Source organism: Massilia varians, from assembly GCF_027923905.1.
In the GTDB taxonomy this organism is placed as follows: domain Bacteria; phylum Pseudomonadota; class Gammaproteobacteria; order Burkholderiales; family Burkholderiaceae_D; genus Telluria; species Telluria varians_B.
Window position 1 is genome coordinate 2,110,128 of sequence record NZ_AP026966.1, and the last position, 25,507, is coordinate 2,135,634.

The 25,507-nt window shown below is 64.8% G+C and carries 31 protein-coding genes; 16 read left to right on the forward strand and 15 right to left on the reverse strand.

The annotated features are described in order from the left end of the window. Positions 1–22: 22 nt before the first annotated feature. Entirely contained in the window at positions 23–577 is a 555-nt protein-coding gene (locus MasN3_RS09600) for a hypothetical protein (RefSeq protein ID WP_281913783.1), read from the forward strand. Positions 578–587: 10 nt separating this feature from the next. Here the strand turns inward: MasN3_RS09600 and MasN3_RS09605 are convergent, their stop codons facing one another. Beyond that, entirely contained in the window at positions 588–1,601 is a 1,014-nt protein-coding gene (locus tag MasN3_RS09605; protein ID WP_281913784.1) for a sulfate ABC transporter substrate-binding protein, read from the reverse strand. Positions 1,602–1,694: 93 nt separating this feature from the next. Next, positions 1,695–1,907 (reverse strand): hypothetical protein, encoded by a 213-nt coding sequence (locus tag MasN3_RS09610; protein ID WP_281913785.1) that lies wholly within the window; start codon positions 1,905–1,907, stop codon positions 1,695–1,697. Between the two features lie 163 nt (positions 1,908–2,070). Here MasN3_RS09610 and MasN3_RS09615 point away from each other — a divergent pair, with 163 nt between their 5' ends. Both MasN3_RS09615 and MasN3_RS09620 read left to right on the forward strand, forming a co-directional pair. Continuing rightward, on the forward strand, positions 2,071–2,817 hold the full coding sequence (locus tag MasN3_RS09615) for a phosphatase PAP2 family protein (RefSeq protein ID WP_281913786.1): 747 nt from the start codon (positions 2,071–2,073) through the stop codon (positions 2,815–2,817). A gap of 24 nt (positions 2,818–2,841) precedes the next feature. Continuing rightward, positions 2,842–3,678, forward strand: coding sequence for a metallophosphoesterase family protein (locus MasN3_RS09620; RefSeq protein WP_281913787.1), 837 nt, complete (start codon positions 2,842–2,844; stop codon positions 3,676–3,678). 51 nt (positions 3,679–3,729) lie between these two features. On the opposite strand, the gene cls is transcribed toward MasN3_RS09620, so the two are convergent. Continuing rightward, entirely contained in the window at positions 3,730–5,118 is a 1,389-nt protein-coding gene (cls, locus tag MasN3_RS09625) for a cardiolipin synthase (protein WP_281913788.1), read from the reverse strand. Continuing rightward, the gene (locus MasN3_RS09630) at positions 5,115–7,229 is read right to left on the reverse strand and encodes a site-specific recombinase (protein WP_281913789.1); all 2,115 of its coding nucleotides are present in this window, start codon (positions 7,227–7,229) and stop codon (positions 5,115–5,117) included. Before MasN3_RS09630 ends, cls begins: the two co-directional genes overlap by 4 nt. Before the next feature lie 126 nt (positions 7,230–7,355). Between MasN3_RS09630 and MasN3_RS09635 the strand changes: the two genes are divergently transcribed. Further along, positions 7,356–8,192, forward strand: a complete 837-nt coding sequence (locus tag MasN3_RS09635; RefSeq protein WP_281913790.1) for a branched-chain amino acid aminotransferase — start codon at positions 7,356–7,358, stop codon at positions 8,190–8,192. A 63-nt stretch (positions 8,193–8,255) separates the two neighbouring features. On the opposite strand, the gene MasN3_RS09640 is transcribed toward MasN3_RS09635, so the two are convergent. The 5 genes from MasN3_RS09640 to MasN3_RS09660 form a co-directional block, all read right to left on the reverse strand. After that, positions 8,256–8,936, reverse strand: coding sequence for an NUDIX domain-containing protein (locus tag MasN3_RS09640; protein WP_281913791.1), 681 nt, complete (start codon positions 8,934–8,936; stop codon positions 8,256–8,258). Between the two features lie 171 nt (positions 8,937–9,107). Further along, positions 9,108–9,776, reverse strand: coding sequence for an OmpA family protein (locus MasN3_RS09645; protein WP_281913792.1), 669 nt, complete (start codon positions 9,774–9,776; stop codon positions 9,108–9,110). Between the two features lie 111 nt (positions 9,777–9,887). After that, positions 9,888–10,034, reverse strand: coding sequence for a lmo0937 family membrane protein (locus MasN3_RS09650; RefSeq protein ID WP_020652694.1), 147 nt, complete (start codon positions 10,032–10,034; stop codon positions 9,888–9,890). A 115-nt stretch (positions 10,035–10,149) separates the two neighbouring features. Continuing rightward, positions 10,150–10,377, reverse strand: coding sequence for a hypothetical protein (locus MasN3_RS09655; protein ID WP_281913793.1), 228 nt, complete (start codon positions 10,375–10,377; stop codon positions 10,150–10,152). 181 nt (positions 10,378–10,558) lie between these two features. Beyond that, positions 10,559–11,359, reverse strand: coding sequence for a glycine zipper 2TM domain-containing protein (locus MasN3_RS09660; RefSeq protein WP_281913794.1), 801 nt, complete (start codon positions 11,357–11,359; stop codon positions 10,559–10,561). 208 nt (positions 11,360–11,567) lie between these two features. Here MasN3_RS09660 and MasN3_RS09665 point away from each other — a divergent pair, with 208 nt between their 5' ends. Further along, entirely contained in the window at positions 11,568–12,296 is a 729-nt protein-coding gene (locus MasN3_RS09665; RefSeq protein WP_281913795.1) for a Crp/Fnr family transcriptional regulator, read from the forward strand. 455 nt (positions 12,297–12,751) lie between these two features. After that, positions 12,752–14,119, forward strand: coding sequence for a group II intron reverse transcriptase/maturase (gene ltrA, locus MasN3_RS09670; protein WP_281908382.1), 1,368 nt, complete (start codon positions 12,752–12,754; stop codon positions 14,117–14,119). Positions 14,120–14,221: 102 nt separating this feature from the next. Here the strand turns inward: ltrA and MasN3_RS09675 are convergent, their stop codons facing one another. The 4 genes from MasN3_RS09675 to MasN3_RS25215 all read right to left on the reverse strand — a co-directional run bounded on the left by MasN3_RS09675 (position 14,222) and on the right by MasN3_RS25215 (position 16,952). Further along, the gene (locus MasN3_RS09675) at positions 14,222–14,443 is read right to left on the reverse strand and encodes a glycine zipper 2TM domain-containing protein (protein WP_281913796.1); all 222 of its coding nucleotides are present in this window, start codon (positions 14,441–14,443) and stop codon (positions 14,222–14,224) included. A gap of 21 nt (positions 14,444–14,464) precedes the next feature. Beyond that, entirely contained in the window at positions 14,465–14,776 is a 312-nt protein-coding gene (locus MasN3_RS09680; protein ID WP_281913797.1) for a BON domain-containing protein, read from the reverse strand. Between the two features lie 92 nt (positions 14,777–14,868). After that, entirely contained in the window at positions 14,869–16,209 is a 1,341-nt protein-coding gene (locus MasN3_RS25210; protein ID WP_307730413.1) for an AsmA family protein, read from the reverse strand. Next, positions 16,167–16,952 carry an AsmA family protein gene (locus MasN3_RS25215; RefSeq protein ID WP_307730414.1) on the reverse strand — a complete coding sequence of 262 codons (786 nt, stop codon included), beginning with the start codon at positions 16,950–16,952 and terminating at the stop codon, positions 16,167–16,169. Before MasN3_RS25215 ends, MasN3_RS25210 begins: the two co-directional genes overlap by 43 nt. A 192-nt stretch (positions 16,953–17,144) precedes the next feature. On the opposite strand from MasN3_RS25215, the gene MasN3_RS09690 reads away from it, so the two are divergent. From MasN3_RS09690 to MasN3_RS09720, 7 genes are all read left to right on the forward strand, one after another. Then, positions 17,145–17,555, forward strand: coding sequence for a DUF4398 domain-containing protein (locus MasN3_RS09690; protein WP_281913798.1), 411 nt, complete (start codon positions 17,145–17,147; stop codon positions 17,553–17,555). A gap of 74 nt (positions 17,556–17,629) precedes the next feature. Continuing rightward, entirely contained in the window at positions 17,630–18,550 is a 921-nt protein-coding gene (locus tag MasN3_RS09695) for an OmpA family protein (protein ID WP_281913799.1), read from the forward strand. Positions 18,551–18,585: 35 nt separating this feature from the next. Next, positions 18,586–19,119, forward strand: coding sequence for a ferritin-like domain-containing protein (locus MasN3_RS09700; RefSeq protein ID WP_036216650.1), 534 nt, complete (start codon positions 18,586–18,588; stop codon positions 19,117–19,119). Between the two features lie 43 nt (positions 19,120–19,162). Next, complete coding sequence (locus MasN3_RS09705) at positions 19,163–19,516, forward strand: DUF883 family protein (RefSeq protein WP_281913800.1); 354 nt, start codon at positions 19,163–19,165, stop codon at positions 19,514–19,516. An 18-nt stretch (positions 19,517–19,534) separates the two neighbouring features. Continuing rightward, entirely contained in the window at positions 19,535–19,921 is a 387-nt protein-coding gene (locus MasN3_RS09710; RefSeq protein ID WP_281913801.1) for a phage holin family protein, read from the forward strand. Between the two features lie 24 nt (positions 19,922–19,945). Continuing rightward, complete coding sequence (locus MasN3_RS09715) at positions 19,946–20,332, forward strand: hypothetical protein (RefSeq protein ID WP_281913802.1); 387 nt, start codon at positions 19,946–19,948, stop codon at positions 20,330–20,332. A 208-nt stretch (positions 20,333–20,540) separates the two neighbouring features. Beyond that, positions 20,541–21,740: an ISL3 family transposase gene (locus MasN3_RS09720; RefSeq protein WP_370662345.1), complete on the forward strand. Its 1,200-nt coding sequence runs from the start codon at positions 20,541–20,543 to the stop codon at positions 21,738–21,740. 133 nt (positions 21,741–21,873) lie between these two features. On the opposite strand, the gene MasN3_RS09725 is transcribed toward MasN3_RS09720, so the two are convergent. Both MasN3_RS09725 and MasN3_RS09730 read right to left on the reverse strand, forming a co-directional pair. Beyond that, positions 21,874–22,242: a hypothetical protein gene (locus tag MasN3_RS09725; RefSeq protein ID WP_281913803.1), complete on the reverse strand. Its 369-nt coding sequence runs from the start codon at positions 22,240–22,242 to the stop codon at positions 21,874–21,876. A 223-nt stretch (positions 22,243–22,465) separates the two neighbouring features. Continuing rightward, positions 22,466–22,933: a glycine zipper 2TM domain-containing protein gene (locus MasN3_RS09730; protein WP_281913804.1), complete on the reverse strand. Its 468-nt coding sequence runs from the start codon at positions 22,931–22,933 to the stop codon at positions 22,466–22,468. Between the two features lie 216 nt (positions 22,934–23,149). On the opposite strand from MasN3_RS09730, the gene MasN3_RS09735 reads away from it, so the two are divergent. From MasN3_RS09735 to MasN3_RS09745, 3 genes are all read left to right on the forward strand, one after another. Next, positions 23,150–23,698, forward strand: a complete 549-nt coding sequence (locus MasN3_RS09735; RefSeq protein ID WP_281913805.1) for a hypothetical protein — start codon at positions 23,150–23,152, stop codon at positions 23,696–23,698. Positions 23,699–23,788: 90 nt separating this feature from the next. Next, complete coding sequence (locus MasN3_RS09740) at positions 23,789–24,103, forward strand: BON domain-containing protein (RefSeq protein ID WP_281913807.1); 315 nt, start codon at positions 23,789–23,791, stop codon at positions 24,101–24,103. A gap of 45 nt (positions 24,104–24,148) precedes the next feature. Further along, positions 24,149–25,408, forward strand: coding sequence for an AI-2E family transporter (locus tag MasN3_RS09745; RefSeq protein WP_281913809.1), 1,260 nt, complete (start codon positions 24,149–24,151; stop codon positions 25,406–25,408). The last annotated feature ends 99 nt before the right edge of the window (positions 25,409–25,507 follow it).

Sequence of the window (25,507 nt, forward strand, 5' to 3'; positions counted from 1 at the left end):
CGTCACTGATAACACGACGCTCATGACCCGCTACCCGTCGCCTTTGGATTCCGAACCCTTGCATATCGTCTGCCCGCCCGCGAGGCGGCTGCCGATCGTTGCGGTGTCCTGTGCCGGCCTGGCGATGCTGGCCTGGCTCGGGTTCAGACTGTTCGACGGTCCGTCGGAACATTTTTCCTGGTTCAAGGTGTGGCTGCTGGTACTGGTGGGAACCGCCATGGCGGCGCTCCTGTACCGCAACCTGTTCGTGCGCGACGAGCTCATGCTCTACCGGGATCAGGCCGAAGACTGGGCGCTGGAGCACGAGGACATGCTGGTGCTGGTTGCAGGCAAGGTGCGTTCGGTGCGCATCGCGCCCTTGCCGGCGCTGCGCTCGAATTCGCCCGAGGGGGAATACATCGCGATGGGTATCGGAAGCGGATTGATCGAGATCGAGACCGTGGACGGCTGCTACCGCTTCGGCGCCGGGCTCGACGGGGACAGGACGACGCTCACCGCGACGCGGATCGCCGCCTGTTGTGGCCTGCTGCAATCGGGCCCGCAGTGGCGGGCGGCGCCGCAAGGCGGCCGCCCGTGAAGATGACGGCTCAGCGGCCCGGCGCGTAGATCTGGTCGAACAGGCCGCCGTCTGCGAAGTGCGCCTTCTGCGCCTGGGCCCAGCCGCCCAGCTCGGAGATCGAAAACAGCTTCACGTTCGGGAACTGCGACGCATATTTCTTGGCGAACTTGTCCACTGCCGGACGGTAGTAGTTCTTGGCGACGATGTCCTGCGCTTCATCGGTGTACAGGAACTCGAGGTAGGCCTGCGCCACCTTGCGGGTGCCCTTCTTGTCGACGTTCTTGTCGACCACGGCCACCGGCGGTTCGGCCAGAATGCTGATCGACGGCGCCACGATCTCGAACTTGTCCGGGCCCAGCTCGCGCAGGGCCAGCAGGGCTTCGTTTTCCCAGGCCAGCAGCACGTCGCCGATGCCGCGCTCGACGAAGGTGGTGGTGGCGCCGCGCGCGCCCGAGTCGAGCACCGGCACGTTCTTGTACAGCCTGGCCAGGTAATCCTTGGCGCTGGCGGGCGAGCCGCCCGGCTGGCGCAGCGCGTAGCCGTAGGCCGCCAGGTGGTTCCAGCGCGCGCCGCCCGAGGTCTTCGGATTCGGCGTGATCACCGCCACGCCCGGCTTGACGAGGTCGCCCCAGTCGCGGATCTTTTTCGGGTTATCCTTGCGCACCAGGAATACGATGGTCGAGGTGTAGGGCGCGCTGCGGTAAGCCAGGCGCTTCTGCCAGTCGGGCGCAATCAAACCCTTTTCGCTGATAGCATCGATGTCGTAGGCCAACGCCAGCGTGACGACGTCGGCCGACAGGCCATCGATGACGGCGCGCGCCTGCTTGCCTGAACCGCCATGCGACTGCTTGACCGTGACGTTGTCGCCGGTCTTCGCCTTCCATTGGCGGGCAAAGGCGGCATCGATGTCCTGGTACAGTTCGCGCGTCGGATCGTAGGACACGTTGAGCAGGGTGACGTCTGCGGCTGCGGCCGGTCCGCTCAGCAGTGGAGCCGACAGCGTCAGAGCGGCCAGCGAGAGGAGGAAGGTTGTGCGAAGCATGTCGTTCTTTCAGAGGGCAGTTTGGAGCCTTCAGCTTACGGCTCAGTTCCCCCTGAAGGAACGAATTTATTCGCCTAACAATATGCGAATTTTTTAGTGCGCTTTCGACAGGATGAGCAGCCAGCGCTTGAACAGCAGGATTTCCAGATGACCTGCTTCAACGCCGGTATCGCATTCGATGATCGGATTCACCGCGTAGAAGCGCTTGCGGAAATCACGGGTGATCAGGAGTTCGCGACGGCCGAGGCGGACCATAAAAGGGACAGGTGCATATTCCAGGCCGAAGTTGCTGTTCAGAGTGGTCATGGTGCTTCCTTTTTATTAAAAACGTTGAAGTGAGTAAAGAATATCACAACCACTGTATAAATCCACAGGTACTGGTTGGATATACAGTAAATTTTTATTGTTGTGGTTTTTTCGCCAAGACCCCACATAGGGAAGCGCATCCGCGAAACCACCCGAAGCAGGCATGACCAACTACATCCTTCCCCGACTCCACCGTTTTGCCGCCGCCCGCTTTTCCCCCGAAGGAGCGTATGGCCTGCACCTGACCGCCGGCGTGGTCATGCTCTTGCTGGCGACCGCGGTGTTCGCCCAGATGGCTGGCGCCGTCGTCGCCGGCGCCCCGATCACCCGGCTCGACGTCGAGGTCGCCAACTGGCTGCACGCGCACGCGCGCGCCAACGAGGGCCTGCGCGCATTCCTGATGCTGCTGACCCACATGCACAGCACGCCCGGCATCCTGGCCATGGCCCTGTTGGCCGGCATCTGGCTGCTCAGGCGCGGGCACCGCTACTGGACGGTGGCGCTGCTTGCCAGCGTGCCGGGCGGCCAGATCCTCAATGTGCTGCTGAAGCACAGCTTCGAGCGCGCGCGCCCGCATTTCGCCGAGCCCTTGCTGGAACTGAGCACCTATAGTTTCCCCAGCGGCCACGCGATGGGCGCGACGGTGCTGTACGGCTTCCTCGCCTGCTATGCGGCGCGCCAGGCGCGTTCCTGGTGGGGCAGGGTGCTGCCCTTCGCGCTGGCGCTGGCCATGGTGGCGACGGTCGCGTTCTCGAGGATGTATCTTGGAGTCCATTATTTGTCCGACGTGCTGGCGGCATTCGCCGAAGGCTGCGGCTGGCTGGCGATCTGCATCACCGGCGCCGCCACCTTCCACCGGCGCCGGCGCGCGCGGGCGCCGCTGCGGCCGGCGCCGCCGCAGGACATCTGAACCAACGCTCAACCCGGGGAAAAGATGCGCACTCTCGTACACCTGTCGGACCTGCATTTCGGCCGCGTCGACCACAGCCTGCTGGCGCCGCTGCGCCAACTGATCGAACGGATCGATCCGGACGTGCTGGTGGTCTCGGGCGACCTGACCCAGCGCGCCAGGCCGGAACAGTTCGAAGAGGCGCGCGCCTTCCTCGACACGCTGCCGGGCCCGCAGATCATCGTGCCGGGCAACCACGACATTTCGCTGTACAACGTGTTCCGCCGCTTCGTGAAGCCGCTATCGCGCTACCGGCGCTACATCACGGACGACCTCGATCCGTTCTACCTGGACGAGGAGATCGCCGTGGTGGGCGTCAACACGGCGCGCTCCTTCACCATCAAGGACGGCAAGGTCAGCCGCGACCAGCTGGACGTGGTGCGCCGGCAGCTGGCGGATGTCCCGCCGGAGATCACGCGCATCATCGTCGCCCACCATCCTTTCGACCTGCCCGACCACTTCGAGGAACGCGACCTGGTGAACCGGGCGCCGCGCGCCATGCAGGCCTTTTCGGAGTGCGGTGTGGACATCCTGATGGGCGGACACATGCATGCCAGCCACGCCGGCAGCACGGCGGCGCGCTACCAGTTGAGCGAGTATGCGGCGCTGGTGGTGCAGGCGGGGACGGCCACCTCGACCCGCGGGCGGGGCGAGGTGAACTCGTTCAACGTGCTGCGGGTGGAGCCGCAGAAGGTCGAGATCGACCGCTACGGCTGGGACGTGGTACACGGGCACTTCGAGATGATGGCCACCGAGAAGTTCATGCGCACCGGCAGCGTGTGGACCCCGCACATCGATGGCCTGATGGCGGCGGGGCTGTAAGCACCAAGGTATCTCGTAGGGTGGGCGGGTTCCCCGCCCACGCGTTCAACATCAGATCCAGTACTCCGCCAGCCGCCCGATGAATTCGCGCAGCCGGTCCTTCCATGGGCGGTCGCGCCACTGGTCCAGCGTCACTTCCTTGGAGCTGCGCAGGTCTTCGTTGAAGGCCGCTTCCATGTCCTTGCCGAAGGCCGGGTCCAGCACCACCACGTTCAGCTCGTAGTTGTGGATGAAGCTGCGGCGGTCGATGTTGGCCGAGCCGATGGTGGACCAGATCCCGTCGATCACCGCCGTCTTGGCGTGCAGCACCGCCACCTGCAGCTGGTAGATCCGGACCCCGCCCGCCAGCAGCTCGTCGTAGAAGGCCTGGCCGGCGTACATGATCAGGTCATGGTCGGACACGCCCGGCAGCACCAGTTTCACGTCCACGCCGCGCTTGGCCGCGGCGACCAGCGAATCGACGATCTGCCGGTCCGGCACGAAGTAGGCCGAGGTGATGTGGATCGATTTCTTGGCCTCGTTCATGGCCACCATCAGCGACTTGTAGATTTCCGAATCGCGGTCCGGCGAGGTGGCCAGCACCCGCATCACCTTGTCGCCCGCCGGCGCCAGGCGCGGGAAGTACTCGGCAGGGGGCAGCTCGCCGGCATCCTGGTGCACCCAGTTGTCGATGAAAGCATACTGCAGCGCGGCCACGGCCGGTCCCTCGATGCGGATGTGGGTATCGCGCCAGCCGACCTGGTCGGCGTCGACCGCCTCGGGCTTCTTGCGCGAGCGGAACAGCGAACTGTTGGCATAGGTCTCGCTGATGTTGATGCCGCCGGTGAAGCCGACGCGCCCGTCCACCACCATGATCTTGCGGTGGTCGCGGTTGTTCAGCTGCCAGGCGCCGGGTCGCTGCAGCGGATTGACCGGATTGAAGATCAGCACGTTGATGCCGGCGCCGCGCAGGCGCTCGAAGAACTCCTTGGGGGTGGCCAGGGTGCCGACGCCGTCGGCGATGATGTTGACGACCACGCCCTGGCGCCGCTTTTCCATCAGCAGTTCGGCGAACTGCATGCCGATCGGGTCGCGGTCGAAAATGTAGGTCTCGAGGTTGATCGAGGACTTGGCCTCGCGCGCCGCCGCCATCATCTCGCGCATGGTGGCGGGCCCGTCGAACAGCAGCGTCACCTTGTTGCCGGGGATGAGCGGGGCGCCGGTCGCCTGTTCCTCCAGCACCGCCAGTTGCTTCAGGTCGGGCGAGGCGTTGGCCCAGCGCTTGCGCAGCAGTTGGGCTGCCTGTTTGTTGTCCAGCATGCCGCGCGGCGTGGCCACCGCCGGCGTTGCCTTGGCCGGGCCGTCGGGCAGCGATTGCGCATCGGGCAGGGACTTGCACGAGGCGACCACGCAGACGAAGGCCAGGAAGGCGAGGAAGGAAGTCAGGCGCTTGTTGTTCATTTCGTGTCCCTCATGATGAGTTCACTGCTGGAGTCGCGGCTGATCGGCTGCTGCTTGGGGCCGAGGAAGAAATCGATGGGCGCCGCGATCAGGTGGCGGCCCAGCGCCTGGATCAGCAGGATGCCGCGCTTGAAGCGGATCTTGCGGGCGCGCATCGCCACCCACAGCGCCAGGCCGAAGCTGACCAGGAGGTTGACCGCGCCGATCAGGAGCACGCCGGAGGCGGCATTGACCACCACCTCGAGCGGCACGTGGTAGTCGAGGCCGACGAGGGCGGTGGCCAGGTTGGCGGTCGAGAAGGTGACGTGGCGGATGTCGAGGGGCAGGCCGAGCAGGAAGCCGATCGTGCCGGTCATGCCGAGCATCAAGCCGAAGAAGAAATTACCCATCAGGCCTCCCAGGTTGTCCTCGATATAGCCGGCGAAGCGGCCGAGCCGTTCCTCGCCCATCAGGCGGCGCAGGCGGCGCAGCTGGCGCACGCGCTGGCCCATGCGGGTATACAGCGCCTTGTTGTCGTAGTAGCCCGAGATCAGGCCCGCCAGGAACAGCCAGACGCCGGCGATCGCCGCATAGAACAGGGCAAGGCTGTGGATCGGATCGACGTCCATGAGCAGGTGGTGGGCCTTGACCGGGTCGACGATGTGGTTGCCGTTGATCGCCTTGTAGCCGACCGCGATCGCCCAGGCCACTGGAAAGGCCAGCAGCACGTTGCCGAGCACGGCTACTATCTGGGTACGGAAGACCTTGGTGACAAGGTCCGCCAGACTGTCCACGTCCAGCCCGCGCCCGTTGTCGGCGCGCTGCAGCGAGGCGGCGATGTGCTGCGCGGTCATCGCGGGCTGCTTGGTCGCCACCGTAAAGTGCAGCACGTAGATGAGGATGAAGCCCAGCGAGTAGTTCATGCTGAACAGGAAGGCCTCGACCAGGGGCGCGGTGTGCAGGTAGCCCAGCATGATCTTGAACATCGCCATGAAGCCGACGATGAAGCCGGCTCCCGAGGCGGCCACGAACATGTGGCGCAGGTCGCGCCGGGTTTCGGCGATGTAGTGTTCGCCGGTGCGGCTGGCGTTCTCGGTGACATTGCGAGCTAGCAAGTCCACATTGTCGCGCAGCAGGCCACGGACCCGGTACTTGGCGTTGTGCGCCGCGATCAGTTCTTCCGCCAGCGCGACGGCCGCCAGGCGGCGGCCGCTGGCCACCGGCTGCTCCGGCTTGGCGGCGCGGGTGGCCACCGCGACCAGGTCCACGCTCGGCGCGCTCGGCAGCGAACCGCTCAGGTCCACCAGGTAGAGCAGCTTGTGCAGCCGGTCGATGCTCTGGTGTAGCGCCACCAGCAGGTAGGTCAGGGCCACGCTGGTGCCGGTCGACCGGGCGCCGCGGCGGATCTTCAGCACCACGTCCTCGCACTGGTCGAGCATCACCAGGAGGTGGCGCGCGTCTTCCGGCTGTTCGATCTTGCCGTCCAGGTAGCGGGCATATTCGTCGAGGTAGCGGTTGACCTCGATGTTCTGCATCAGAAAGGGCGAGTCGAAATCCTCGATCGCGCTGTGGCTGTGGATCAGGCGCGGCTCCAGGCCCAGGGCGCAGATGCGGCACGACAGGGTGCGGATCGCGTCCAGCAGGCCCATCAGGGTAACGTAGCGCGCCTGGTCGGGCGTTGCGTCTTCGGCCGGCGGGGCATTGGCGATGACGTCGAACAGCTCCATCCAGTCCGCGGTCGGGACCATGCAGATCCACTGGTGGTCGTCCTCGTCGTACAGCACCTGGTCGAGCGCATCCGACAGGTAGAGGTCGTTCAATGCCGGCGGCAGGAAGCGGTAGGTGACCCGCCGCTTCAGTTCGGTGACGAAACCGTCGTTGGAGAGGATGCCGATGTCGGTGTACAGGCTGGTGTGGCGGCGCCGTTCCAGCAGGGTGGTGAGGTAGCGCCGCAAGGACCAGGCCTGCGACGGATTGCCCTTGAGCAGCTGGGTCAGCGTGCGCACGTTTTGGGCCGGATCGTCCGCCTTTTGCCAGACCCAGCGATTACGCGGGCGCAGGCAATCGACCAGGTCGACCAGGAGGTCGAGGTCGTCGCTGTCGGGATCGATTCGTTCAAGAATGGCGAGCATTGGTAATGTTGATACTGGAAAGCCATAGTGTACGCGAGGCAAAGCCGAACCATGGTTCGCCACCGAACAATGAACCCGTCGAAAGCGGTACACTGATGGACTGTATCAATGTAAAAAGAGGCATGCATGTACCTGACTTATTTCAACGGACAATGGACTGAAGGCAATGTGCCGCTGTACGGCGCGATGGACCACAGCCTGTGGCTGGGCTCCTCGGTCTTCGACGGCGCGCGCGCCATGGGCGGCAAGCTGCCCGACCTGCGTCCGCACCTGGAACGCGTGATCGTATCGAGCGAGAAGCTGGGCCTGCGCTGCCCCTTGAGCGTGGACGAGATGGAAGCGCTGGTGCGCGAAGGCGTGGCCAAGTTCCCGCAAGACGCCGAACTGTATATCCGCCCGCTGGTGTTCGGCACCGAGGGCTTCCTGATTCCGGTCGCCGAGGCCAGCCAGTTCGCCCTGACGATCTTCGACGCGCCGCTGCTGCCGTTCACCGGGTTCTCGAGCTGCCTGTCGACCCTGCGCCGCCCGCAGCCGGACATGGCGCCCACCGATGCCAAGGCCTCGGCCCTGTACGCCAACTCGACCCGCGCCATGCGCGAAGCCAAGGCGCGCGGCTTCGACCAGGCGATCATGCTCGACGCCGACGGCAACGTGGCCGAGTTCGCGGCCTCGAACCTGTTCATCGTCGCCGACGACGGCGCCGTGGTGACGCCCAGGCTGAACGGCACCTTCCTGGCCGGCATTACCCGCGCGCGCGTGATCGCGCTGCTCGCTTCCGAGGGCGTGCAGGTGCAGGAGCGCAGCGTGGCGCCGGAGGAATTATTGACCGCCCGCGAGATCTTCAGTACCGGCAACTACGGCAAGGTGACGCCGTGCACGCGCTATGAAGACCGCACGCTCGAGGCGGGCCCGGTGGCGCGCCGTGCGCGCGAGCTGTACCTGGCGTTCACCGAAACCACCTGACGCCGCATTGCGCTTTTCGTAGGGTGGGCGGCTTGCCGCCCACGCGGTGATAGCTGCAGGGTGCTATGTTGCGGCGGTGCTGGCAATAATTGACCGCGTGGGCGGGAAAACAGTCCACTGGACTATTTTCCCCCGTCCACCCGAATACGGGTCGTTTGGCACTTGCAACTCCTCGCGCAGGAATTGCAGCAGGATCACCGTCTTGGCATCGGCGATGCAGCCCGCCTTCACCTGTCTGAAAGTCTCGTCGACATCCATCCCGAGGACTTCGATGTCCTCGCCTTCCTCTTCCTTCCCGCCCCCCGGGCCCTGGCGGTCGCGTTCCCCGTATTCGCCCAGGAAGCAGTGCACCGTTTCCGTCAGCGACGAGGGATTCGGGAAAAATTCGATCATCTTGCGCAGGGCCCGGCCGCGAAACCCGGTCTCCTCGCACAGCTCGGCGCGCGCCTGCTCGCCGGGGGCGGTGTCATCCAGGTTGCCGGCCGGGACTTCGATCACGGAGCCGTCGTGGCCGGCCAGATGCGCGCCAATGCGGAACTGGCGGGTGAGCAGGACGGTGCGTCGCTCGCGGTTGTAGAGCAGCACGGCGGTGCCGCCGGCATTCGCGTAGACCTCGCGGGTGTGTTCCTGCACGCTGCCGTCGCGGCGGCGCTGGGTGAAGCTGACTTTCTTGAGCTGGCAGTAATCGTCGGACAGGATTTCCTGCTTGAGGATGCGGATGGGATTGGGATCGTCGTCTTGCATGGAGGGCTCCGGATGCGCTGGTGGACGACTATAGCGCCGCCGGCGAATCGCCAGCGTCCGGGTGGGTAAGCGGCTGCCATGAAAAAAGCCGCCGGGCTCTCGCCAGGCGGCTTTCGTTCAAGCTGACCGTTCGATCAGAACTTGCAGCTTGCGCTTACGCCAGGACGTGGATCAGCCCTGGCCGCGTTCCGCGACGTAGATCTCGACGCGGCGGTTGCGTGCACGGCTCGAGGCATCGCTGTTCGATGCGATCGGCTCGCGCGAGCCGCGGCCTTCGATCGTGATGCGGCCCGGGTTGACGCCGCGCGCAGCCAGGTAGTCGCGGGTACGGGCGGCACGGTCGACCGACAGCGGCTGGTTGATCGCATCGGTGCCGGTATTGTCGGTATGGCCGATGATGACCACGGTGGTGCCCGGGTTTTCCTGCAGCGTGGAGGCGAAGCGGTCGAGCACCGGCTGGAAGTTCGACTTGATGTCGGAACGGCCGGTATCGAACGAGACGTCGCTCGGGATATCGAGCTTCAGACGGTTGTCGGCGGTCTGGCTGACCTGCACGCCGGTGCCCTGGGTGGCCTGCTCCATGGCCTGTTTCTGTGCTTCCATGCGCTTGGACCAGATATTGCCGATCACCGCGCCGGCCGCGGCGCCGATCGCCGCGCCGCCCGCGGCGCGCTTGCCGCCGCCGCCGCTGGTGCTGGCCCCGACGATGCCGCCCAGGGCAGCGCCGATGCCGGCGCCCTGTGCGGTGCCGCGCTGGGTCGCGCTCATGTCGGCGCAGCCGGTCGCGGTAAAGGCCACGAGGGAAGCGGCGATCACGGATTTAGTCAGTTTGTTTTGCATGGTGGTTCTCCTTAACAAAAAATCCGCTTCGCGGTCATGCTTGCCGAGGCAAGCCTGCAGGCATGACTGAGAAGCGGATTGGTCTTACGAAAATTGATCAATAATAAACAACTATATACCTCGTCCGCTGATCAGGCGCACCAGGATCATGATCACGGCGACGACCAACAGGATATGGATGAAGCCGCCGATGGTGTACGAAGTCACCAGTCCGAGCAGCCAGAGAACAATCAGAATAACGGCAATTGTATACAACATGATGTTGCTCCTCCGTAAAATCACGCGCTTCGGCGTCGTGAGTCCAGTATGCCGCTGCCCACTGCTGGCCTCTGTACGATGGCGTACTTACTGCGAAATCAGTTCTTCGCGAACATCATGCATGGCCATTTTCCTTGCGCAAGCCCGGGATCCAACCCATGAAACCGATCAGCCCGGTGACCCCGATCAGGCAGGTAACCAGGCCGCCTGCTACCAGGAACAGCACGTCTTGCGGCTGCAGCCCGCCGGCCGCTGCGTCGGCCGGCGGATGCGCCGACAGGAGGCCAAATGCCGCCACGATCATTCCCCAGACGATGATGCCAATCCATGCCATGCTGTTCATGATGCTTCCCCTTCGAGATGGTTATTATGTGCACCGCACGCAGTGATAGCGTCCTGTCATTGTCGGGTTAGCTCATCCATTGGTCCGTGCGCTGCCGCACATTGCTTTTAGAAAATTATTTAGATGAAATAAAAGCCGGGAGGCTCGCGCCGTCCCGGCTTGATTGCATTGAGAAAGAAGCTCAGGCAACCGAACGCAGGCGGCCTTTCACGATGCGCACGCGGTCGCCGCTGCGCCATGCCGGCGGGCTGCTCTGGCGGAAGGTGCGCAGGGTGCCGTCGTCGAGGCGCACGCGGATTTCGTAGCTGGTGCTGGCCTTCATATTGCCTTCGACCTGGTTGCCGACCACGGCGCCGCCGATGGCGCCCGCGGCGGTCGCGATGGTGCGGCCGGAGCCGCCGCCGATCTGGTTACCCAGCAGGCCGCCGATGACGGCGCCACCGGCGGCGCCCAGTCCGCTGCCTTCGGCACGCTGCTTGATGGTGCGGACCGACTCGACGTTGCCGCAGTTCGAGCACCAGTTGCGGCCGCTGTCGGCCGCGGCCACCTGTACCGTTTTCTTGGCCGGCTTGCCGACCGGCTCCTCGACCACGCGTTCGACCACGCGCGCGGGTGCCGGCGCCGCCGCCACGGGTGCCGGCGTGTAGTTCGCCGCTGGCGCATAGGCCTGGGCCGGCTGAACCGGATAGTCGGCCGGCGCGGCGGTGTTCGGCGCCTGCACGTAGCCCGGCGCGAGTTGCTGGCCGGGCAGGTTGCCGGCCGCGCCCGGCGCCGGCTGCGGCGCTCCCTGCGGCAGGGTCGAGGCCAGCGCCAGGCGCTCGGCTTCGCTCAGCTGGCGCTCCTTGTTGCCGCCCACCGACGAGGGAATCCAGCCCAGGATCGCCGCGGTGCCGACCAGGCAGAACAGCAGGACCGCCAGCGCGGCCAGGATCATCAGCGGATGCATGCGTTCGCGTGCGGACGGGTTGGGGGAGGTGTTCATGCTGGTTCCTTTCGGAGAAGTTCTTGTTGAGGCCGGATACGAGACGCGCTGGCGGCCTGTGCATTGAGAGATTGTCCTCAGGAACAACAAGCGGTTCCGTGCGTCACCGTACATACCAGATCGGAGCGGGACGGTTACGCTGACCTAAATTGTTTGCAAATGTATCCGACAGACGGTTGGGTTGATGTTGTCCCCACGCGAGAAACACATGAATTTTGCCGCACCGCCGCCGATTGCCGAACACAACAGCAACCTCTTGCTGGCCGCGCTGCCGCCGCAGGAACTGGCGCAGATCCTGCCGCTGCTCGAGCCCGTCACCGTCGCGGTCGGCGACGTGCTGTGCGAGGCTGGCGAGCCGCTGCGCCACATCTATTTCCCCCATGACTGCCTGATTTCCCTGATGGGCGTGGCCGAAGGCCGCATGACGCTGGAGGTGGGCCTGGTGGGACGCGAAGGCATGGTCGGCGCCACGGTGGCCCTCGGCCACGATACCACCCAGGTGCGCGCCATCGTCCAGCGCGCCGGCAGCGCCAGCCGCATGGACAGCGCGCGCTTTCGCGCCGAGGTGGCGCACAATCCTTCGCTGCAGCGCGTGCTCTACCGTTACACCGACACGCAGTTGGCCCAGGCGATCCAGATCGCCGTCTGCAGCCGTTTCCACGTACTCGAGGCGCGTCTGGCGCGCTCGCTGCTGGTCACGCGCGACCGCCTGCAGTCGGACAAATTCCACTTGACCCATGAATTCCTCGCGCATGCGCTTGGCGTGCGCCGCGTCGGCGTCACCAAGGCCGCCAGCGCGCTGCAGCAGCAGGGGCTGATCAACTACAGCCGCGGGAACATCGAGATCCTCGATCCTGAAGGCCTGGCGGCGGCCTCGTGCACCTGCTACGAGATCGTGAGGGAAGCGGGCACCCAGCCCATCCACGGTGTCATGTAAACCCTGCCGGCACCATGAAAAAAGCCTGGCATCGCCAGGCTTTCTTGTCATGGTGCGCCCAGCATGGGCGCACTCCTGCGGGTGCAAGTCCCGTCGCGAGCTGACCACAGTGAGCGAAGTGAAGCGCAACTGCATGAGGGTAACCGAGTGTGGGAAGGAAGCGTGGAGCGTAAATCATGAGCCGAGGAACACGAATCGCATAGAAGGCGTTGCCGATCAGGGCGAGCGGGCCATGAATCGCGAAGCTCTTGTGGTCAAGGAGAGGTGGCGTAGATGCGGCGGTTGTGTGATGAAGGAGTGCGGCCCTTACCTGGGGACGCCCCGCCTTGTGCCTGAAAGGGCGACGAAAAAAAAAATCGGAGCGGGGTCTCAGCAGAGGTCATAGTAGTTGGAGGTAGCGCCGGGAAGGCTCGACTCCGCCGACGAAGGACCAAACGAGTAGGAGTGAATCCGATATGTCGATGCAGAAGGCACAGCGTCAGATGCCCGCTAACGCGGGGCGGGAAGCCGTAGGGCAAGGTGAAGCCATGCTCGATGCTTTCAGCGACGAAGCGTTCTGCCCGCGGCATGCAACCGGAGGCACAGGGTCGGCGCTGCTGCAAACGGCGCTGACGACAGAGAACTTGCGGCGGGCGTTCAAGCGTGTACGGGCCAATAAGGGAGCTGCCGGCGTGGATGGACTGGACATTGACCAGACCTCGCGTCTACTGGCGACCGAGTGGCTGCACATACGTGAACAACTGCTTGCAGGGACGTATCGGCCCAGCCCGGTACGTCGGGTGACGATTCCGAAGCCCGATGGTGGCGAGCGCGAGCTCGGCATTCCGACGGTGACGGATCGCCTGATCCAGCAAGCACTGCTACAGGTGCTGCAGCCGATCCTTGACCCCACTTTCAGTGAGCACAGCTATGGTTTTCGGCCGGGCAGGCGTGCGCAGGATGCGGTGTTAGCCGCTCAGGCATACGTCCAGTCCGGGTTGAGAATCGTGGTGGACGTGGACTTGTCGAAATTCTTCGACCGGGTCAACCATGACATCCTGATCGATCGCCTGAAGAAACGCATCGACGACGCCCGAGTGATCCGGCTGGTCCGTGCCTATCTGAACAGCGGCATCATGGACCATGGCGTGGTGCAGGAGCGAAGCGAAGGAACGCCGCAAGGCGGGCCATTGAGTCCGCTGCTTGCCAACGTGATGCTCGATGAAGTGGACAAGGAACTGGAACGGCGCGGCCATCGCTTTGCACGCTACGCCGACGATGCGAATGTGTATGTGCGCAGCAGGCGGGCGGGTGAGCGGGTGATGGGGCTGCTGCGGCGCTGCTATGCCAAGTTGCACCTCGTGGTCAACGAGGGCAAGAGCGCGGTAGCTAGCGTCTTCGGCCGCAAGTTCCTCGGTTACAGCCTGTGGGTGGCGCGTGGAGGCGAAATCAAACGCAAGGTGGCTGACAAGCCGCTGCAAGCGTTCAAGCAACGTATTCGGGAGCTGACCTGCCGTTCCGGCGGACGCAGCATGCCGGATGTGGTGCAGGGACTTCGTTCCTATATGCTGGGTTGGAAAGGGTACTTCCAGTTGGCGCAAACCCCAAAGGTCTGGCGCGGACTCGATGAATGGTTGCGGCACAGGCTGCGAGCTATCCAGCTCAAGCACTGGAAACGCGGAAGCACCATGTATCGGGAACTGCTCAAGCTTGGGGCTTGGCCGTCGGCAGCAAGGCACGTGGCGGCGAACAGCCGCCGCTGGTGGCACAACAGCGATAGGCTACTCAAAACAGTGATGACTATCGGCTATTTCGACCGACTGGGCGTACCCCGCCTGTCTTGACCTCAACTACTCGAACCGCCCGGTGCGGACCCGCATGCCGGGTGGTGTGGCAGGGGAGCGGCCCTCAGGGCCGTCCCCTATGCCGATCGCGTCAGGCAGCGATCAGTTGGTCTTGCCAACCTGGTTGCCGACCACGCCGCCCACGGCTGCGCCGCCAACGGTGCCGACTGCGCTGCCGCCGGTCAGGGCGCCACCGATCACGGCGCCGGCGCCGGCGCCGATCGCGGTGTTCTTGTCCTGCTGCGACATGCCGGCGCAGCCGGTCAGGCCCAGGGCTGCGGTTGCCAGGGTTGCGGTCACTGCCAGTTGTTTGATGGTTTTCATGTTGATCTCCTTTACGGTGGGTTATTTCAAGCGCAGGTCATTCTTGACCGACTTCACGCCCTTTACGGTCCGGGCAACCGATGCCGCGGCCGCCACACTGTCCGCCGAGCTGACGAATCCGCTCAGCTGTACAACGCCTTGCACGGTCTCGACCTCGATGTCGAAGACGCTCAGCGTCGGTTCACGGACGATGGCGGCCTTGACACCGGCGGTGATGGTGGCGTCGTCCACGTACTGCGCCACCGGTCCACCGCCGCCCGAGGTCGCGCATCCCGCGACCTGGCCCAGGGTCAGCATGACCGCCAGGGCGGTCGTGATACCAAATCGCTTCATGCGGCAGTGTTCGTCGAGTCCATGTGAGCAAGATACCGTTTTGCGTCTGTACTGATCTGTTCGACAACACACAGTGCCATGTAAAAAATGTTTCAGCGGAGCTGGGTCTTGCCCGGCGGCGGCGCCTTCGGCTTCTCGCGCGCGTCCGACAGCAGGCGGGCGCAGTCGCTGTCCTCGCCCGGGCCGGTATTGATGAGCGGGAGCAGGGCCGCTGCCGGCGCCGCGATGGCCGCCAGCGCGATGGCGCTACCGGCCTTCATTGCCAACACACCCTTATCCACCGACACATCCGGCTGGCTGAACGGACCGCGCACGTAGAAGGGCGAGCGTAAGGAGATCAGGCGCAGGCCCTTGGTCTTCGGATCGATGCGCAAGTCCAGCTGCTCGTTGGCCAGGTTGATGCTGCCCTCGATGTTGATCAGCGCTTCCTTGGTGTCGACCACGAAGTAGCGCGTGCGTGCCAGGCCGTTGGTGACGCCGAAATCGGTGGCCATGCAGTTGAGCTGCACCTGCTTGTCGCCGAACAGCTTGGTGATGACGATGTTGGCCACGTTCAGGCCCATCATCTCCAGCATCATCTTGCTGACCTGGCCCTGGCTGATCAGGGTCTTGAGTTCGCCGTTCGAACCGGCCAGCAGGCTGGACACGGAATTGCCCTGGGCGGTGAGACTGGCGTCGCCGCTGATGCTGCCCACCGAGGCCTGCAGCTGCTCGATCTTCGGGAACAGCTTCTTGATCTCGATTTTCCGGGCCGTGACCTTGGCCTGGGCCTTGATCGCCTTCGGTCCCTGGCGCCCGCGGCCGTCGAGGCGGATGTTCGAGCGCACGGTACCCCCGGCCATGGCGAATTCCAGCGGCTCGAGGTCGAGCACCGCATTGTCCATCTTTAAATGGGTCGACAGCTTGCTGATCGGGAAGGCGGTGTCGCGGACGATGCGGTCGGCGGCGAAGCGCACGTCGGCGTCGAGCTTGTTCCAGCGTTCGGTCTTGAATTCCTCGACCGGCAGTACCTTGCCGCCCGGCTGCACCGCGTCGGCATTGCGCTCCTTCTTGGCGGCGTTGGAGTCGGCGCCGATCAGCGGCGCCAGGTCGGCGAACACCAGCTGGCGCGAGCGGACATTGCCCGACAGCTTGGGCCGTGCCCCGCCGGTGGCGTATTCCAGGCGCCCGCCGATGTCCGAGTCCCCGACCTTGCCCTCGAAGTCCTCGTACACCCAGCGCGCGGTGCGCTTGCCCTCGCGTTCCTCGCCCAGGGTGCCGGTCAGGCGCCCCGATGTCGAGAACGGACCGGTGGTGGGCAGGACCACGCCGGTGAAGTGATACAGCTGGTCCATGCTGGGGCCGGCCAGTTCCAGCTTCAGGTCGATGGCCGCCAGTTTCGCCGGGCGCGTCACCGTGCCCTCGAGCGCGATCCGCGTCTTGCCCGAGCGCATCTGGGCTGAACCGGGTAGGGCGTGCTCTGCTGCTTGAGCGAGAGCACCGCGCCAGCCTTGCCGCCACCGCTGACCTTGGCGCCGTTATAGGTACCGTCGAGGGTCCAGCCGACGCCGTAGCGCCCGCCATTCTCGAGCGTGCGCACCTTGGCCGTCACGTCGGCCTTCGTCACCGCGTCCTTGATGTGCACGATGCCGTCGGTCAGCACCACGCGATCGAGGTCGAGCGTCCACTTGGATTTTTCTTCCTTGCGCCTGAAGGTCCAGTTGTTGCGCTGCTCGTCCAGGCGCAGCAGGTCCACGCGCGGGCCGTCGAAGCGCAGCAGCGGGATGTTGATGGTCTTCGACAGCAGGGCGAAGGGATTGACCGAGAACGAGAATCGGCGCGCGCTGCCGGAATCCTGCGCCGGCAGGTCGGCCGGGTTGCCGACATGGGTGTCGTTGGCGATCAGGTGCGGCCAGGGAATGTGGTCGCGCCAGGTGCGTTCGGACGGCGCCATAGTCTTGGCGGGCCGCACCCATTCGACGTCGAGGTTGCCGCGGATCTCGAAGGGGCGTTCGATGGCCTCGCTGACCTTGGCATTGATCCAGGGGCGGGCGCGGTTCCAGTCGAAGGTGAGGATGAACACGATGGCGATCACCGGAATGGCGATCAGGATGCCCAGGATGCTCAACAGTATCTTGCTGCTCGTGCGGCGCGCCGGACGACGGCCCTGCGCCGCCTGCTTGTCGGTCTCGACCATGGCGGACTTTCGGTGGTAGGTAGGTGCAGGCCAGCTTAGCGCAAACGCCTCGCCACCCAATGTGCGCTGCCTAACGCTCTCCTGTTGAGCAAACCCCGACCGGCGGGGCAATGTGCGCCAGCGAACCGAAGGCAAGAGATAACAGGTTTATAACGTTACCAAGGACATTTCCTCATCAACAGGAGAAAAGCGATGGACCAAGAACATGCGATGCGTCGTCTCTTGACGCCACTGGCTGCCTGCGCCGTGCTGGTGCTGGCCGGTTGCGCCAGCCCGCAGAAAGCGCCTGCGACCGCCGACGTGGCGGTGTCGCGCAATGCCGTCGAGAACGCCGTGTCGGCCGGCGCCGCCGAGCTGGCCCCGGCCGAGATCACCGCGGCCCGCGACAAGATGGTGCGTGCCAACGCGGCCCTGGCGGCCAAGGACTACAAGCTGGCCCGCGAGCTGGCGATCCAGGCCCAGGCCGATGCCAAGCTGGCGCAGAGCAAGGCCAATTCGGCCAAGGCCACCGCGGCCGCCAACGCCCTCGATGCCGACCTGCGCGTGCTGCGCGAGGAAGTCGAGCGCGCCAATGCGCCGTCGGCTACGACCTCGACGCAGTAAGCCACCCGGAATAAGAAGAAGTTCCCTTCATTGACCGCCGCGCCAGCGCGGCGCCCAGGAAAAAAGGACAAGCCATGAAAACCCGTTCCACGATGTCGCTGCTGGCCGCCGCCGTGCTGGTCACGGCCTGCGCCACCGCCCCGATGACCACGCCGACGCTGGACCAGGCGCGCGCCGATTTCGTCTCCGCCAACAACAACCCGCAGGTCGCGCAGTATGCGCCGCTCGAATTCAAGCAGGCCAGCGACGCGCTCGACCAGGCCAACGCCGCGGCCGCGCGCCGCGAAGCGGTGGCCGACGTCGACCGCCTGGCCTACGTGGCCAAGCAGCGCGTCGCCACCGCGGTGGAAGTTGCCAGGGCAAAGGCGGCGGAAGCCGACATCGCCAACGCATCGCGCGAACGCGACCAGGTCCGCCTGGCGGCCCGCACCGCGGAGGCCGACCGCGCCAAGCGCGAAGCCGAGGCCGCCCAGGCCCAGGCCGCGCAAGCCCAGGCCCAGGCCCAGGCTGCCCAGCAGCAGGCCGCCGCCGCCCAGCAGCAGAACGCCGCGCTGGCCCAGCGCGCAGCGGTACTGGAAGCCATGCTGGTCGAACTGCATGCCGTCAAGACCGAGCGCGGCTATGTCGTGACGATCGGCGACGTGCTGTTCGCCACCAACCAGTCGACCCTGACGCCGAACGGCATGTCGACCTTGCGCAAACTGGCCGACGTCATGGCGCAGAACCCGAACCGTACCGTGCTGGTCGAAGGGTTTACGGATAGTACCGGCAGCTCCTCGTACAACCAGGAGCTGTCGCAGCGCCGTGCCGAAGCCGTGGCCTCGGCGCTGGGCTCGATGGGTGTGCCGCGCGACCGCATCGCCATGCGTGCCTATGGCGAGGCCTTCCCGGTGGCCCCGAACGACACGGCGTCCAACCGCCAGCTCAACCGCCGGGTCGAGATCGTGCTGTCGAACGAGAATGCTGGAATCCCGCCACGCACCGCGGGGCGTTGAGCTGTTAATTGCAACCGGTTTCACGAGGTAACACTATGGAAGAAACGAAACACCTGGCGCATGGCTTCGACGTCGGGGCGATCCGCCGCGCGGCGGCCAACCTCGACGACGGCGCCGTCACCGAGGGCTACCAGGCCGACCGCGAGGCGGTCATCGCGATGCTGAACGACGCGCTGGCCACCGAACTGCTGTGCGTGCTGCGCTACAAGCGCCACTACTACACCGTGAGCGGCCCGAACACCGGCCACATCAAGGCCGAGTTCCTCGAGCACGCCCAGCAAGAGCAGGACCATGCCGACCGCATCGCCGAGCGCATCGTGCAGCTCAACGGATCGCCGAACTTCAATCCGGCCACGCTGACCGCGCGCAGCCACGCCGAGTACGACGATTCCGACGACGTGCAGGCGATGATCCGCGCCGATCTGATCGCCGAGCGCGTGGCCATTGAATCCTATCGCCAGATGATCCAGGCGATCGGCGACCGCGATCCGACGACGACCAAGATGCTCACCGACATCATGGCCGTCGAAGAGGAGCATGCCGACGACATGCGCGACCTGCTGGCCTGAGCCGGCTTTACACATTCACCCATCGATAACAATGGAGCACACCATGCTTGACACCACCCGCAGTAACCTGAAATCCCACGCCCACGGCTACCAGTTCGACAGCAATGCCGCCGACGCATCGTCGGACATGAAGGCACTGGTGCGCGACGCCCAGTCGATGCTGAGCGCCGCCGCCGCCCTGACGGGCGACAAGGCGGACGAACTGCGCAGCCGCGGCATGGAGTTGCTCGACCGCGCACTGGGCCGCGCCAGCCACTACCAGGGCCAGGCGATGGAAAGAGGCAGGGAACTGGCCCACGACGCCGATGTCTACGTGAAGGACAACCCATATCGTACGCTCGCGGTTGCCGCCGGTATCGGCGTGCTGCTCGGCGTCCTCCTGAGCCGTAAGCAGTAAGCGCAACCGGGGACCGCCATGCAAAAAGACGACACCGTCGTGCATACCCCCGGCCTCATGGGCGGGATCTCCAGCCTCATGAAGAGCTTGTTTGGCCTGGTGGTATCGCGCGTGGAACTGGCCGCGCTCGAGCTGTCCGAGGTGCGCAACCACCTGATCGAACTCGTGGCCCTGTTCGGCGCGGCCATCCTGGCGATCTGGTTCGCCATCGCCTACGGCACCGCGACCATCGTCGCGCTGGCATGGGACGACATGGGCTGGAAGATCCTGCTGATCCTGTTCGTCGTGTTCCTGGTCATCACCGGCGTCCTGGTGGCGAAGGGCCTGGCCCTGCTCAAGCAGGACAAGCTCTCCTTCCCGGCAACCATGAAGGAACTGAAGAACGACCGCGACATGCTGCTCTAAGCGGCGACACGAAGGAGGGGAAACATGCACAATCAAGATGGAACGACCGGACTGGCCGGCCACAAGCACAGCCTGGATCCGGTGGCGCGTAAACAGGAGCTGCTGCGCGAGGGCGAGTTCTTCCGCAGTAACGTGGCGCACGCGCGGGCGCAGATCCGTTACGCGGCGCGCCCCGAAGTGATGCTGCACAGCACGATCGATCACGCCACCTGGGCCCTGCGCGCACGCGCCGACGCCCTGCTGAAGCCGACCGGCACCAGCGTGTCGGTGCTGATGCCTTACGGCCTGGCGCTGTTCAACTTCATCCGCCAGCGCAAGCTGGGCAAGCCCGCCGGCGCCGCCGCCATCCTGCTGGGTGTGGTGGGCTGGTACATGAACAAGCGCCGTGTCCAGCATCAAGGCGTAAGCTGACACGGCAAAAAGTCAAACCGAACCAATATGGTGGGGCTTGAGCGGCGTCGCAATCATTGATTGCACGCCGTTTTTTTTGGTTCTTCGCGGGGAATGGGGGAAGACGGGGTTGACGATCTAATCGGGAGGTGGTGGCGGTGGCCTGATGTTGGTAGATTGATAGTCGCCAAACAAATCAGTCTATCAAACCACCGCCATGCTCAATGCTATGTCGTCTGTCCCGTTTTGGGAAGGCCATATTGTCGACACCGTCCAAGAACAAGAAGACGGATCACTGTTAATCGTTCTCGATACCTGCCCGGCAAGGGATGCTGTGTGCGGAGCGTGCCACCAGCCTTGCGCCCTGGTGCATGAGCGCCGAAGGCGTAAGGTGCGCGATCGCGACGTTCTGGACAAGCGCGTCTGGCTCGATGTGCCGGTACGGCGGCTGGACTGCCATCACTGCAATGCACGAGTGGCCGAGCACATTGTTTGGCTCGACCGCCGGGCGCGCATCACGCACCGCGTGCGTCTGTGGGTCGAGGCGCTGGCGCAGTTGCTGCCCATAGCCCATATAGCCCGGTTGACCGGGCTGCACTGGCATACCATCAAAGAGATTGATCATCGGCGACTAAAGCAGCTGCACGGCGACTTCTCGGCGGTGGGCGTACGCCGCTTGGTCATGGACGAATTTGCCCTGCACAAGGGCCATCGCTACGCTACCGTGGCCATGGATGCCGAGCGTATGCGCGTCTTGTGGGTTGGGGAAGGCAACAGCCGGGAAGCGATCCGGCCATTCTTTGAGCTGCTGGGCGAGCAAGGCTGCCAGCGAATCGAGGCGGTGGCCATGGATATGAACACGGCCATGGACCTTGAAGTGCGTCAGCAATGTCCAAACGCGGAGGTGGTCTACGATTTGTTTCATGTCGTGGCCCGCTTCGGCCGCGAAGTCGTCGACCGGGTGCGCGTCGATCAAGCCAATACGTTACGGGCCGAACCAAAAGCGCGCCAGGTCATCAAGCGTAGCCGCTGGCTGTTACTACGCAACCGCGACAACCTCAAGGCCGAACAGGCCGTCAAGCTTGAAGAACTGCTCGCCGCCAATCAGCCGCTGGCAACGGTCTACCTGCTCAAGACCGAACTGAAAGAGATCTGGTATGCGCCATCGGTCCGGGAAGGTGCTCGTCGATGGAAGGCTTGGCTCAAACTCGCCTTGGAAAGCCATATCACACCGCTGATCCAGTTTGCCAAACGGCTGGCCAAGTACCGGCGCGGCATTCTGGCTTCGGCCATCTATCCGATGAACTCATCGATCCTGGAAGGCGTCAACAACCGCATCAAAGTCATCAAGCGCATGGCCTACGGATTTCGGGATGCATCCTACTTCTTCCTGAAAATCAAGGATGCGTTTCCCGGCAAAACGCGATGAACCTTTTTTTTCGCCACTAAGGATGAGTTCAGAAACGCCTCAGGACCTCATGCCGGAGCTGAACGCGCGCAGGGCAAAGCCGGCTGCGCCGCGCCGGTACACCCTAGGTTCAGATCAGCGCTGCGGACACGACTCAGGGAGTCTGCCCATCCACCCGCGCCTTGGCCTGCGCCATGTCGCGCTGGTAGATCACGCGCGCTTCCTGCATGCAGGCATTGCGTTCGGCGGCCGGTGCCTTCTTGCAGGCATTCCGCGCTTCCTGCAGTGCCGCGCCGATTTCCTTCTGCAGTGTGCGCATGCGGGCCTGGCTGGTCGCGTCTTCGCGGTACCAGCGTGCCGGATCGCCCTGGGCGATTTCGCGCGCCTGCTTGCTGGCGGCGGCGGGATCGACCAGGCTGTCGTTGCTGGTCCGGGCTTGGGTGGGAGTCTGGGCGTGGGCGAGCAGGGCGGCGCCGAGCAGGCAGGCACAGGCCCCGCGCAACGCGGTCGATAGGATACGCATGATGTCCTCCATGGACGGAAGAAGTGCCGCGGCGAGGCCTGCCGCAGCGCAAAGGAAGGGCGCGCCGGGCCGGTGAACAGCACGGCCAGCACGGGGACCGGCGCCCCGTCGTTGCGGTCGGGCGATGCCCTTGCAGGCATGCGCAGTGGAGAAGACGGCGGTCCGCCGCTTCCCCCGACTTGCAAGCGCCCGTGGCGCTCAGCTGCCTGAGCGCCGGTGCCGGTCAGTAGCGATAGACACGGCCGTCGACGATGCGCACGCGGTTGCCCACGCGCAGGTCGTAGACGCTGTCCTGGTTCACGGCGCGGTACTCGCCGTTATCCATGCGCACATTGATCTGATACATCTCGGTGCCGCCGCCGGCCTGGCGGTTGCGCTCGACATTGTTGCCGATCGCCGCGCCGGCGACGCCGCCGGCAACGGTCGCCGCGGTCCGGCCGCTGCCGCTGCCGACCTGGTTGCCGGCCAGCGCGCCGACCACGCCGCCCAGGATCGCGCCGGCGCCGCTGGTGCGGTTCTCGCCCTGGACCACCTGGATCGACTCGATCGTGCCATAGCCCATCGAAACGTTGTTGTAGCCGCTGTTGTAGCCGTTGTTCGACGCGTACGGGTTCGACGAGGTACTGGCGCAGCCGGTAAGGAGGGCGGTGGAAGCCAGCACGGCAACAGCAAGAGTACGGGTTGCTTTCATGTTGTTCTCCTGATAAGTGTATGGCTCCAGCTTAGCCACGGCCGCGCAAGGGGTCTGTGCGTTGCCTAACCGTCCTTGCCCCATGTATTTAACTGAAATGTTGAGCCAAATACGGATGAGTTGTTGCTGGTAAGTTGCTGTGTTCGGCAGCGAACAGAAAACGCGGCAGTCCACGTGTAAAACGTCATTAGCGTGTTGACAAATGGAGAATAAAAAATGAAAACATCCCATGCATTCCTGCTCGTTGGCGCCGCGCTCGCCTGGGCTGGTTCGGCAAGGGCGCAAGCCATGCCGGACGCGAGGACGGTCTTCGAACAAGCCAAGGCCACGGCCGAAGCGAACTACAAATCGGCGCGTGCGCGCTGCGGCCAGATTGCCGGCAACCCGCATGAGCTGTGCATGGCCGAGGCCAAGGCCGAACGCGTGCGTGTCGAGGAAGAAGCCGGGGCCGCCTACAAGAACACCCTGTCGGCCTACACCAAGGCCCGCCTGCGCATCGCGTCCGCCAATTACGACCGCGACAAGGTGCGCTGCGCCGCCGTCACCGGCAACGACCGCGACGTGTGCATGGAGCAGGCCAAGGCCACCCTGATCGCTGCGCAGGCCGATGCCAAGGCCGACCGCAAGGCCATCGAAGCGCGCCAGGATGCGCGCGAGGACAAGCTTGCCGCCGAATACCGTGTCGCGATGCAGAAATGCGACGCCTACGCCGGCGCCGTCAAGGACCAGTGCGTCACCGCTGCCAAGACCGCGTTCGGAAAATGATCCTGCGGGCCGGCGTGCCGGTACCGCCCACTTGCCCGCATGGGCTTTGCATGTAGTTAGACCACCGTAGTTATTAATCAAGGAGCTATCATGAAAATTGCACAACGCCTCGTCACCGCCGCCTTCACTGCCGCCGTCGCCATCACCGCCGTGGGTTGCACCTCGAACCCGACCGCGAAAACCGCGGGCGAGTACGTCGACGACGCCATGATCACCACCAAGGTCAAGGCCGCCTTCGCCGCCGACCCGACCGTCAAGGCGACCGAAGTGAACGTCGAAACCTACAAGGGCGACGTCCAGCTGTCGGGCTTCGTGGCCGAGCCGGGCGACGCACAGCGCGCCGTGGAAATCGCGCGCGGCGTCAAAGGTGTAACCTCCGTAAAGAACGACATCCGCGTCAAGTAATCCCCAGCGCCGGGGCGGCCCGGCTCCATTGTCAAGGCACGATCCATGCAGCTCGCACCATCCGAACCTGTCGAACCAGCTGCAAACGCACCCGACAATGCCGCCCCGGCGGCGCCGGCTCCCGCTTCTTCGGGACCAGGCGCCGAGCCCGGCCCTGCAGGCGACGAGCTCACGACGAACGTGGGCGGCCTGCGGTTGCCGATCCACGTCAATGCCCGCGGGCTCTCGCTGGGCATCATCGCCACCATCGCCAGCCTGTTCGCGCTCCAGTGGGCGCAAAAATTCTTCGTGCCGCTCCTGCTCGGCATCTTCATCGCCTACACCCTCAATCCGGTCGTGCGCTGGCTCGAACGCTGGCACGTCAAGCGCGTCATCGGCGCCACCCTGGTCACCGCGCTCATCATGGGCGCCCTGGGCGGCACCCTGTACCGGCTGCAGGGCGAATTCTTCAACATCATCGACGAGCTGCCGACCCTGACGACCAAGGTCACCAAAATACTGACCAACAGCACCGGCCAGCGCTCGACCATCCAGCAGGTGCAGGCGGCAGCGGCCGAGATCGAGCGCGCCGCCTCCAGCGCCACCGGCGGCGACGAGCGCCGCGCGATCCAGAAGCGCACCCAGTCGGTCCCGCCCGTGCCCGCGGCGGGCGGCGGCATTCGGGTGATGGACTGGGTGCTGGCCGGCTCGATCGGCCTGGCCACCTTCCTGTCGCAGGCGACCATGGTGGTGTTCCTGGTGTTCTTCCTGCTGCTCGCGGGCGACACCTTCAAGCGCAAGCTGGTCAAGCTTACCGGGCCTTCGCTGACGCGCAAAAAAGTGACCGTCCACATCCTGGACGACATGAACAATGCCATCCAGATGTACATGTTCATGCTCCTGGTGACCAACGTGCTGCTGGCGCTGCTGACCTGGGCGGCGCTGCGCGCGATCGGGCTCGAGAATGCCGGCGCCTGGGCGGCCTTTGCCGGCGTCGCCCACGTGATTCCGTATTTCGGGCCGCTCCTGATCACCATCGCGACCGGCGCAGTGGCCTTCTTCCAGTTCGAATCGCTGCGCATGGTGATCCTGGTGGCGGGTGCCTCGCTGGGCATCGCGACCCTGGTCGGCATGGTCGTGACGACCTGGATGACCGGCAAGATCGCCAAGATGAACCCGGCGGCCGTGTTCGTGAGCCTGCTGTTCTGGGGCTGGCTGTGGGGGATGTGGGGCCTGCTGCTCGGCGTGCCGGTGGTGGTGGTGCTGAAGGTGGTGGCCGAGCGGGTCGAGGGCATGGAAGCGCTGGCGGAACTGCTGGGGGAGTAATTTGGTCCAGTGGACCAAATTACGCTCGGGCGCCCCGCCGCCCGGCTAGAACCACAGTGTGCGGACCAACAGCGCCGACCAACAGCGCGAATTACGCTC